Origin of the sequence: Vescimonas sanitatis, assembly GCF_049060325.1 — a bacterium.
Classification (GTDB): Bacteria; Bacillota; Clostridia; order Oscillospirales; family Oscillospiraceae; genus Vescimonas; species Vescimonas sanitatis.
The window spans coordinates 417,824-429,200 of the sequence record NZ_JBMGPW010000001.1 but is presented as its reverse complement, the minus strand read 5'-3'; the positions used below and the strand labels follow the sequence as shown (position 1 = coordinate 429,200).

Below are 11,377 nucleotides of genomic sequence, written 5' to 3'. Positions count from 1 at the left end.
TCAGCCCACCTTTCTCTGTTCGTAATCTTTCTGCTGCGCTGCCAGCGCCAAAAGCTGCAACGCCTTTTTGTATTCGTCCTCATGGGTAAAGGTAATATCCAGCTCCTTTTTGCCACGGACGCGGATGCTCTGTACCATGTGAATGAGCGCCCTGCGGTCTAAGGTTTCCAGCGTGGAGAACTGCGTAAACTGCGAAATCCAGCGGCTGCGCTCACTCCGGTTTTCCAAAACCTCCGTGAGTTTTTCCTTGAGAACGCGGATGCTCTCGCGGATGTCCTCGGCCTGCTTGGTGTACTTTGCCTTATAGGAAGCGTATTCTTCCTTGGTAAGCATACCTCCCACAAGGCTCTCATAAAGCCGTGCCTTGAACTCCAGCACCTGCTCCAACCGGCGCTCGTTGTCGGTGATGTGGTCGCTGTATTCCTTGGCAAGCGCCTGATTGATGCTGGACTGGTCAATGCCGGTCAGCAGCGCCTCCAGAGAAGCAATATTGCCGATATAGGCTTTCAGGCTGTCCCGCACACAGTCGATCAGGCTGCTTTCTTTCAGCATGACCGGATGGGCGCAGCCCTTTTTCTTGCCGGTAGGACAATAATAGTAGTGGTACTCCTTGCCGTTCGCACGGTTGGTCTTGCGGGTCATGCGGCTTCCGCAGCACCCGCAGATCAGGATACCGGAGAACAGGTACACCGTGTCCTCGTTGGGAGAAGTGCGGGTATCCAGCCCCTTGATGCGCTGCACCAGCTCAAAATCCTGACGGGCGATCAATGCTTCGTGGGCATCCGGAACACGCACCCACTCGGAGGCGGGGCGCTGCTCCATCTGCTTGATCTTGTAATGCGGCGTACCCTGTTTGCCCTGCACCAGCGTTCCGGTGTAGGTTTCGTCCTGCAAGATGCGGATAATGGTGGTAGCCGACCATTTGCAGTCAGCCTTGTCTGCGTATCCCTTTTTCGCGTAGGGCAGACCGTTGTTCTTCTTGTATGCCAGCGGAGAGAGAATGCCCAGCCGGTTCAACTCCGATGCGATTTTGGAGGCGCTTGCGCCCTCCAGCCGCATACGGAAAATGTCGCAGACCACGCGGGCGGCGTAGGGATCGGGGACGAGTAGGTTTTTATTGTCCTCGGCTTTCATGTAGCCGTACACCGGGAACGCGCCGACGAAATCGCCGTTGCGCCGCTTCACGTCCAGAGAAGAACGGGTCTTGATGGAAATGTCCCGGCAGTAGGCTTCGTTCATAATGTTCTTGACCGATACGGCCAGATCATCGCCGCTGTCGTGGGCGGTGTCGATGCTGTCGGTGATGGCGATGAAGCGCACCCCATAGGCCGGGAATACCCGGCGCAGATACCGGCCGGTTTCAATGTACTCGCGCCCCAGCCGGGAGAGGTCTTTTACAATGACGCAGTTGATATTTCCATCGGTGACATCCTGCATCATTTCCTTGAATGCGGGACGGTCGAAGATGATGCCGCTGTATCCATCGTCGATCTTTTCGGAAACGACCTCAATATCCGGGTTGTGCTCCACAAAGTTTTCAATGAGCTTGCGCTGATTGGAAACGCTGTCACTCTCGCTGGAATGATCGTCGGTGTAGGACAGGCGGATATAAGCGGTGGCTTTGAATTTAGGCATGAAAAAGCACTCCTTTCTCCCGGACTGCTCCCGCATGAAAAGAGTGGTTATCTGGCTATTAGGTTTTCATCCTTTTCCACACCGATCATAGCACTCTCTGCGGAAAAAAGCGAGGATGTCGCTCAGCGCAAAATGCCTTGCAGACATTCCTCCAACGTAACACCGTTCCCGGCGAAGCAGGCGTTTACCACGAAATCGCCGCAGCGGAAGCGGTAAGGATTTTTGATCTGGCGAATAAAGGCGGCAATGCGTTCTTCCTTGGGAAGATTTTTGTCTACGGATACTTCCCGGATGTCCACCAGTTCATCCGTGTGGATTTGGGTTTCGTTTGGTGTCGGCTGCATCATGGCGATCTCCTTTCTCGGTTTGGTGGGTTTCCTCAAGGTCACATGAATGCGCTGACGGGAAAGGCCATCAGCGCATGGTATCTGACTTTGAGAGGCGGCTGCGCGGGCAGAATTGGAGCCACATAACATAATGGCGAATACCGGCGCAGCCGCTCTGCTTGTCCATTTGAGAAGATCCATCCTATTTGCCACGCGCCCCGGATAGTGGGCATGATGCAGGCCGCCCTTGGCAGGGCTGTCATAACTCCACGATACCGCTGCCTCAAAGAGCTGGCGCATACCGCAGGGTTCCCCCTCAAGTCTGTGGGAGGGCGTGAGCAAGTTTCATTATCCGCCGCGCTGTCATCGCGCCCGATTTGCCGAATCGGGTCTAAGGCTGCGTAGATCGCTCGGATGGCTTTTCCGGAATCACCTCCTTGAAGCCATCGTCGTGGCGGCGCACCTTATGCCGCTATCACGCGGGTTTTGTGCCTGCATCATGGTCTATTCAGTTTTCAACGTTCGGTGAAAGGCTTCGTGGAGAATGTCCCTTCACCTATCGCCGATTTTGGGCCACTTTTGCACCCTGTTTTCAGCAATCAGGGAAAAGTTTTTTCATTTTCTTCATCGCCGCGCCGATGCTCTTGGAAATATTCTGATGGCTGACACCCTCGGCTGCGCCAATCTCATCAACCGTCATCCCATCCACGAAATACATCCACACCCTGCGGAACTGCGTATCCGTCAGGTGCTTCCGAATCTGCGTGACCTTTCTGACGCTGCGGTGGATTGCCTCTGCCCGGTCATGCGCCTGCTCCATGCAGACATCCACGGCAGGAATGGAGGCCGCTTCCTCGGATAGCTCATCCAACGCAAGCGTGTGATTGGCATAGACGTGAGCTTCCTTTTCGGAGGCGTGATAGTCCTCGTCCGACAGGGCTTTCCATTTCAGAAATTCTTTCTCGCTGGCAAAGTCCTCGCGGGTCAGGCGGACGATGACTTCATTGGCGTCCATATAAACGATGGCATCGGGGTCTTTCTTATTCAGCGCATAGATGCTTTTTCTATTAAACATTTTGTTCCTCCGTTCAGATCCGAGTGGGTAAAAAGGTCTGAACGAAGGGCGGCGGGGAGCGGCAGCCCACGGCGAAAAAGTGCCGGGAACGACAAAAAGCGCCCACACAGGCATAAAAGCCTGCATGGGCGCTTCGGTGCGGTTCAGTATGGAAATTGTCGGCGGCTGTCGGAGGGCATAGGTATCCTACGGTGTCCGGGTATCGTCCGGCTATGCTCCCGGCGCGGCTTGTTGCCGCAGCATTAGCGGCACCTCCTGTGCTCTCCTGTCATACGCATAGGTCCCTTTCATCTGAAAAATGTTGGGACAGCAAAAACAACGGCCGCCCCGTACAGAGCAGCCGCCGTTTTCCCTATACCATACGCTGCTTTTCAGTACCGCAAGGATGGGTGTCCTGTTATCGTCGTATTCTGATTTCTTTTAGGGCATTTCAGGACTATCCACAAGGGATACGCTGAACTCCTGCGCGGTTGCCCCCTCCGGCAGCAGCTTCGCCATGACCACCAGCCGCTGATTGCCGCTGTTGGCCTTGTCATACTTCCGGCAGCAGGTGGAGAGGGTCAGAACGGTATCTTCCTCGGAGAAGGTCACGCCATCAAAGTCAAGCCAGTTTTTCCGCGCAATCGTCTCAAAGAAGCTGGTCAGATCATCTCCCGTGGGATCAGGCGCAATATAGTCAAAGCCAATATCCGTGACGAATAGCGCGGTGATCTGGAAAATCATGTCCTCGCCATCCACAGAGAGATAGATATACGGATGCTCCTTTACAAAGTCTGCGTCCATATAACGGTAGAGCTTGGTGAACCGCACACCGTCCGGGTCGCAGTTGCTGGCGGAGTGGCCGAAAATGGTGGTGTTTTTGTCCAGCTTATCCCTGCCGCCAATTTCGTTTTCACAATGGGCATAATAGCAGCCCCACATGGCATACTCGCCGTTTTCATCCAGCTTCAGGTAATAGCCGTTGTCCTCCGCCTGCATCACGGGATCGTCTACCTCCGCACCGGGAATATACAGCCATGCCACGGTGTCGGGATTCTTCGCTCTGGCTTCCGCCAACTCTGCCTGCCTGTCCACCGAGGGGATAACTTCGCCCGCGGGAGTCGCTGCTGGCTGAGACGCAGATGTGCCGGAAGGCGTTCTGTCGGGAATGTCGATAGGCTCCGTCCCTTTCTGATAGCAGCCCATGACTGCCGTGGTCATGGCAAAGAGAAGGACGGCCATGCAGATGATCGGACGAATGATTCTTGTGATTCTTTTCATAATGCTGTCTCCTTGCCGCGCTGGGATAGCGGCGCAGCTCAAAATGTCATTGATTTGTTTCTTGTAGCGAAAAGAGAACAGCGCAGCTTCAGGGCGAGATGCCCGTCCGCTGCGCTGTCCGATGTTCGCTTATGGGGTCATGCCAGCGGCTTTGATGTTTAGCCGTATGTCAGCCGGTCACTTCTTGCAGCGCCAGAGGAAGGTCACGATCTGCGCTCTGGTGCAATCCGCATTGGGGCTGAATGTCGTGCTGGTGGTTCCCTTGGTGATGTTCTCCTTGACCGCCCACAATACCGCATCAGCATAGTAGGCGGTGGACTTCACATCAGCAAAGGGATTGGCTGTACCCGCTGCCGGGGACTTCTCAGAACGCCACAGGAATGTGACGATCTGGGCACGGGAGCAGGTCATGTTGGGGCTGAACGTGGTGTCGCTGGTGCCCTTGGTGATGCCGTTTTCTACTGCCCACAGCACAGCGTCGTAGTAGTAGCTGCCCACAGGAACGTCGGTGAAGGGCATGGTGCTGGTTTTAGAGGCGGGGCTTCCAGCGGTGCGCCACAGGAAGGTCACGGCCTGCGCACGGGTGCAGATGCCGTCCGGGGAGAAATGGGTATCATCGGTTCCCTTGGTAATGCCGTTCTCCACTGCCCAATCGACAGCATCCTCATAATAGCTGCCGGTGGCTACATCCACAAACACGCCGGTCTGGGGGTTGCCGTTGGCTTTCATAAAGATGACCTCGATGGTATGGGTTCTGCTGACATTCTCAAAGGTGTAGGACTTCACCGCGCCGATGCTCTTGCCGTCGATCTTGACGTTGGCGACAGCATAGCCCTTATCCGGGGTGATGGTGAAGGTCTGATCCCGGCCCTCACGGACGCTGACATTGCCGGAGGGAGAAATGGAGCCGCCAGCCCCGGCAGTTGCCTTGATGGTGTAATAGCTGTAAGAATGGCCGCTGCCATTATAACGCCAGTGTGCCGTATAGGTTCGGTTGCCAGTGCTGCCCGTTGGGATGGTGACGGTCATATTGTTCTCGCCGTCAAGCCCCGTGCCGCTCCAGCCGGTGAAGGTATAGCCGGATTTGGTAGGATTCTTGAGGGTGAAAGTCCTCGTCTCGATGGTGTAGGTGTCGGGATTGCCCTCCGCAGTGCCGCCGGCCAGATCATAGGTGATCGTGTACTCGGTGGGTGCAGGCGCGTCCTTTTCGAAGATGGCCTTGACCTCCACGTTGTCGTTCGGCATGAGGAACTTGTCGTCCTTGATGGTCACGCCGCCGCTGATGACCTCCCACTCCTTGAAGTGATAGCCCTCTTTAGGCGTGGCGGTCAGGGTGATCTCCGTACCAGCCGCAGCCTTTGCAAGAGATGCGGAAGCCGTTCCGTTTCCGTCCGTTTTCACGGTGATGGTAAACTCGGTAGGTGCAGGCACGTCCTCCTCGAAGACAGCCTTGACCTCCACATTGCCGTCCGGCATGGTGAACTTGTCGTCCTTGATGGTCACGCCGCCGCTGATGACCTGCCACTCCTTAAAGTGATAGCCCTTGTTGGGCGTAGCGGCCAGGGTGATTTCTGTGCCGGCCGCAGCGGCGGAAGGAGTTGCGGTGCCGGTTCCGTTTCCGTCATTGCTGACGGTGACGGCGTAGGTGGTGGGGGTAATAACGCTGTTTTCCCACAGCGCCTTGATTTCGGTATCCCCGCGCACGGTGTAGGAATCTCCCACCTTGTACTCTGTGCCGCCTATTTGCCATGCCTTGAACTCCTGATCGGTGGGAGCGGTGAAGCCGCAGACGGGCAGGATGTAATTCGTCTCTACCTTGACGGTCACGGAATCCATGCTGCCGCTGCCGCCGTTGCCGTTGAAGGTGATTGTGCAATCCGCAAGCGGCGTACCCTCACCCACAGTGATCGCCGCATCGGAGCTGGCAAAGTGGTTATTATTCTCCGCATAGCGGACGAAGTAATGGCCAGCGGACAGATTCTCAATCTCCGTGCCGCTGCACGCCGTATAGATTCTTTCGTCTGCCATACGGTATTCCATCTCGTCGGTCACGCCGGTGATTTTGCCGTCGCTGCCGCCCTCGGTGGAGGGCGCGACACTGCTCAAGCCGATAGGTATTTCCTGCAAAGCTCTGCCAATGCTCCACTCTGCGGTCACGGCCTCAGTGCTGCCGTCCGCCCATTTGCCGGTCTTGGATGTGACGCTAACGGTATAGTCGCCCGCGTCCGTGCCGGTGTTGCCGGTGACATTCATAGTGGTGGAATCATAGCCGTTCACGGTCGCGGTATGCACAGAGCCGTTATAGGTATATGTTCCTGTTACGCTGATGCTGGGCTTGGCGGGATTGGTAGGCGCAGGAGGTGCGTCCTCCTCGAATATTGCCTTGACCTCCACATCGCTGTCCGGCATGATGAACTTATTGTTCTCGATGGTCACGCCTCCGCTGATGACCTGCCACTCCTTAAAATGGTAGCCGTTGTCGGGCTTAGCGGCCAGGGTGATTTGCGTACCGGCCGCAGCCTTTGCAGGACTTGCGGAAGATGTGCCGTTGCCGTCCGTTTTCACGGTGATGGTGAACTCGGTAGGTGCAGGAGGTGCGTCCTCCTCGAAGATGGCCTTGACCTCCACGTTGCCCTCCGGCATGGTGAACTTGTCGTCCACGATTGTCACGCCGCCGCTGATGACTTGCCACTCCTTGAAGCGGTAGCCTTCGTCAGGCTTGGCGGTCAGGGTGATCTCCGTGCCGGCAACAGCCTTTGCGGGAGATGCAGAAGCCATTCCGTTGCCGCCGCTGGTCACGGTGACGGTATACTCGGCAGGCGCAGGTGCGTCCTCCTCGAAGATGGCCTTGACCTCCACGTTGCCCTCCGGCATGATGAACTTGTTGTCCGTGATGGTCACGCCGCCGCTCATGACCTGCCACTCCTTGAAGCGGTAGTCCGTGTTGGGCGTGGCGGTTAGGGTGATCTCCGTCCCGACCACGGCAGTCTCGTGAGAAGCGGAAGCCGTTCCGTTGCCGCCGCTGGTCACGGTGATGATGTACTCGACAGGGGCAGGCGGCGCGTCCTCCCACAGCGCCTTGACTGTGATGTCAGCGGTGACGGCCACAGGGGCGTTCACCGGATACTCCGTACCGTCTATCTGCCATGCCTTGAACTGCTGGTTTTCAGGCGCAATAAACTCGCACTCCGGCAGAGAATACTCGCTGCCGTGCAATATCTTCTTAGCGGGCATTGCGGTGGTGACCTCCTCGGGCAGCTCCTCAGGCTCGGAGCCGCCGTTAGCGTCAAAAGTGACGGTATGCTCGTTGCGCATTTCAAACGCTGCGGTGATGGTAACATCTCCCTCCGGCTGGGTGAAGGTATAGGTATCGTCCCCAACCGCAACGGCGGCAGGGTTGCCATTGACGGACAGCGTGCTTAGCATATAGCCCTCGTCGGGGTCAATGGAGAGCATGACAAGCTCGCCCTTAAAGAACAGTGGCGTGCCGTCCTCGGCGGTTCCCGCGGCGTTCACCACCTTGACTCTGCCGTTTTCGCAATCCTGCACCGTCACCTTATACTGCGGGTCGCCCTCCACGGTCACCTGCACCGAGATGTTCTTCTTCCACTCCTCTCCCGGACGCGGGACAACATCGAGTCCTGATGGGCAGCGTGCTCCGGTGCCTTCCAGAACCACCGTGCCGAGGACGGTAAAGGTCTGCTCCCGACGGGACTGCGGATCATAATCGTCCGGGATCTTCCATGAAACATCGACAGGTATCCAACCGTTGGTGTCAGCTGCAAAAAACCCGATATTGATATTGGAGAGCGCCTCTTGCAGATTCTGTCCCTTGGAAATACGAATCGGCTGCGCAGGCGGCGCATCCCAATGGTCCTTCTCCCGCACATTGATCAGGTAGTTCCAGCAAACCTTGAACGACTTGTAGGAGGTCGTATTTCCGCAGGCGTCTTCGATGACAAGCATGTGTTGGGTGCTGCCGTCATACTCTGCCGAGATCGTATAAACGCCCTTTTCATCCGGCGTCAAAAGTTCAGCGGTCCCACCCGGGGATGTATAGTGACGAACCGTGACGGGCGATGAGTCCTCTACTGTGAACCGCAGGTCTCCCCAGTATTTTCCGTTGCTTACCAGTTCCTTGCCGGTCGAAAAATCAATGGCTTTCGGGTTCTCGACGTCAATGATCATCTTCGGCGTAGAGACATAGGTCGTTCCCGTCGGGTTCGTGGCTTTGGCGTAGACATACCAACCGCCGTTTTCTTTATACTCCGCGGCGTCTATTGTGATTAAGATAAATGGCAGCACGATCGATCCCGGCGTGGCTTCCGCTATCTTGTATTCCTTCCAGAGGGACTCGTCAAGCGCTGCCAGCTCTTCCTGCGTGTAGCGATTAGGAGAGCTGAGGTAATAGCCCGGCTTCGCGTCCGTGTCGACCCACATGCCTATCTGATAGGAATTCCCATCCATGGACGCGCCTTTGAGATAATACGGTTCGTCCGAATCCGCGTTATATCCCGTGAAGTACTGACCCGTCCCCAAGCGAAGCTCGACCTTTGGATGCTTCGCCGAATAGTTCAGCACGAGCGTCCGGTTTTTGGTGATCAGACCTACCCGGAACTCTCCGTTTTCCTTGTCATATGGGATTGTCGCCCTGTCTGCCTCATCGGTCAGCGTTGCCGACACGCCCGCCGGCAGCCTGATCTGGAGCACCAGATATTCATTGTGCGGCAGCATCAGATCGGCGTAGGTCTTTTTGCCGTCCGGGCTGATGACCTTCACGTGGTGCCGCCTGTAGGTTCTGACTGTGGCCGTAGTCTCGTTTCCCGCGTTGTCAGTCGCAACCACGGTATATTCCGCTCCCGCGTCATTGTTGCCGCCATCCGGCGCGGGGAGACGATAGGTGGGGCCGGCTTGCGGCTCGCCGTTGATGGTCACCGACTTGATGCCGGAGGACGCTTCACCATTCAGCGCCGGGTCGCTGACGGTGAAGGTGTACGCGCCGGGATTTCCATTGATGTTATCCTCGACGGTGTAGCTCTCGCCGTCCTTCAGCACCTCCAGCACCGGCGCCTTCGTGTCCGTTTCCATCACATGGCCGCACACATCGCAGAGCAGCTGGTGCTTTTCCGTGTTCCAGCCGCTGGATGCGTGCTTGCCATTACTTGCGGACTCCGGTGCCACCGGGTCACGCGCCTGACATTTCATATTCCGGCATGCCCAGACGTGGCACGACTGCCGGTTTACCCAGCCGAAGTCGTGCTTCCCGTTGCAGGGGTCGTCGATCAGCTCCATCTCCATCGCTTCGATCGCCCAGCCGTAGTTCTTCACGTACGGCAGCGTCAGCAGCTGCACGTCGATACGCCCGTTTTCATTGGGAATCAGAATATCATAGAGATTCCAGAAGAGGGCGAACTCGTCGTCGCGGTTGATGGCTTGCGCCTCAACCTTCAGCTTCACCAGCTTTCCATGGTATGAGCCTATTTTGATGGACTTGTAGTCTTCGGGCAGGGGGTTCCTGACAAGATCTCCTATATATCTTTTCCCTACGTCGATATCGTATACCTTTTCCAAGTATACACGATCGCCGTAGCCCATAGCTGCCGCCTCGTCCGAGATGTATCGAGAGTATCCTGTCGTCAGCTTCAGCTTCGCGTCCGTCACGGTGATGTTCTGACCGTGACACCAGCGTCCGCCGCCGATGGCCGCGCCGTGCGTACCGTGCGCCGTGATCTCGCCGCCGGTGATGGTGATATCGCGCGCCGGGACGTACTGACCGCCGCCGATGCCCGCGCCGTTGTATCCGCCGTGGGCGTTGATCTTGCCGCCGTAAATGTTGATATTATAGGCTGCGGTGTCGCCATCCATGTCCTGCAACGATTTCCAGCAGCCCCCGCCGATACCGGCTCCTCCATCGCCGCCCTTGGCGGAAATATCGCCGCCGTAGATGTAGATATCGCGGCCGCGGCCCTTGAAGCTGCCGCCGATGCCGGAGGCCGCTTCGCCGCCCTTCGCCTCGATTTTACCTGAGTAGAAATACAGCTTCTCGCCGCTGCCGTTTCTGCCGCCGCCAATGCCGGCTCCTCCATCGCCGCCCTTGGCGATGATGGTGCCGCTCCAGAGCGATGGGTTCGTCTGAGAGCCGAAGTGCATATTTGCGCCGTGACCGTACATATCCAGGTTGAACAGACTTTCTGCGATATTGCGGGTCGCCCAGCTTCCTCCTATGCCCGCCGCTTTATAGCCGCCCTGACATGTCACCGTGGTGCCCTCCATCACCTGCACGCACAGCTGCCCCTCGCTGCGGTTCTTCTGAATGGCCGCCCGTCCGGTGGCCCCCGTCAGCTTACTGTCCCGGTTGATAAAGTACAGATACGCCGACGCCTTTCCGTGCAGCTCGATGGCCGGTGTCTTGGCGTCCTTGTTCACCTGAATGTTAACGTTGTCCAGAAAAATGTGCGGTGCCGCCTTCTTTCCATTGATCTGGATCTTCTTGGTCCAGACAAAGTCCGGATCGCTTGAGGACGAATAGATATAGTATGTCTTGCTGTCCTTGATGTTGATGTCGCTCGTTCTATTGCACAGATCGATCTCCACATCAAATTTTGTGGGGATAGTATCCATCGCGCCGGTCTCCGCTGCAAAGACCGCTGTCGGCAGCAGCGTCAGCACCATGCAGCATAGAAGCATGATACTGAGTATTCGTTTCTTCATTGGCTTTTCTCCTCCTTTTCGTGTTGGTTCGGCTTATCCGTCCCGTCTTTTCTCCGGTTTTCTCTTTTTCTGAGCCGGAAGCACAGCGCGGTGATGACCACCGCCGCTGCAAAGGAGACGACGGCCACCAGCACATAGCCGCCCGCGTCCTCCCGCAGCAGCATCGCGCCGAACACGCCCCATGCGGCGGTCTGTCCCGGAGCGACGACCGTGCCCGCTGTCTGCATCAGCGCCGCGAACAGCAGCATACACGCTGCGGAGAGGCTTATTGCCTCGCGCCGCTGCCTTCGGCGGGCGTTTTCCCGCACCCGCTGTTTGACGAGTGCGACCCGTCTTGCGGTATCGTACATTTCGTTTGAACCTCCTCTCT

Annotated in this window: 6 protein-coding genes; all 6 read right to left on the bottom strand. The window is 57.0% G+C overall.

Annotated features, from left to right (window positions below; translation table 11 throughout):
• The 6 genes from ACOMDU_RS02300 to ACOMDU_RS02275 all read right to left on the bottom strand — a co-directional run bounded on the left by ACOMDU_RS02300 (position 1) and on the right by ACOMDU_RS02275 (position 11,357).
• Complete coding sequence (locus ACOMDU_RS02300; protein ID WP_421128828.1) at positions 1-1,635, bottom strand: recombinase family protein; 1,635 nt, start codon at positions 1,633-1,635, stop codon at positions 1-3.
• 122 nt (positions 1,636-1,757) lie between these two features.
• Complete coding sequence (locus ACOMDU_RS13800) at positions 1,758-2,261, bottom strand: DUF6870 family protein (protein ID WP_429835579.1); 504 nt, start codon at positions 2,259-2,261, stop codon at positions 1,758-1,760.
• 292 nt (positions 2,262-2,553) lie between these two features.
• Positions 2,554-3,036 carry a sigma-70 RNA polymerase sigma factor region 4 domain-containing protein gene (locus ACOMDU_RS02290; protein WP_136890913.1) on the bottom strand — a complete coding sequence of 161 codons (483 nt, stop codon included), beginning with the start codon at positions 3,034-3,036 and terminating at the stop codon, positions 2,554-2,556.
• Between the two features lie 420 nt (positions 3,037-3,456).
• Positions 3,457-4,296 (bottom strand): class B sortase, encoded by an 840-nt coding sequence (locus ACOMDU_RS02285; protein ID WP_421128826.1) that lies wholly within the window; start codon positions 4,294-4,296, stop codon positions 3,457-3,459.
• Between the two features lie 177 nt (positions 4,297-4,473).
• Entirely contained in the window at positions 4,474-11,007 is a 6,534-nt protein-coding gene (locus tag ACOMDU_RS02280; RefSeq protein ID WP_421128824.1) for an InlB B-repeat-containing protein, read from the bottom strand.
• Positions 11,004-11,357, bottom strand: coding sequence for a glycosyltransferase (locus tag ACOMDU_RS02275; RefSeq protein WP_421128822.1), 354 nt, complete (start codon positions 11,355-11,357; stop codon positions 11,004-11,006). The genes ACOMDU_RS02280 and ACOMDU_RS02275 overlap by 4 nt, the downstream gene beginning before the upstream one ends.
• Positions 11,358-11,377 lie beyond the last annotated feature (20 nt).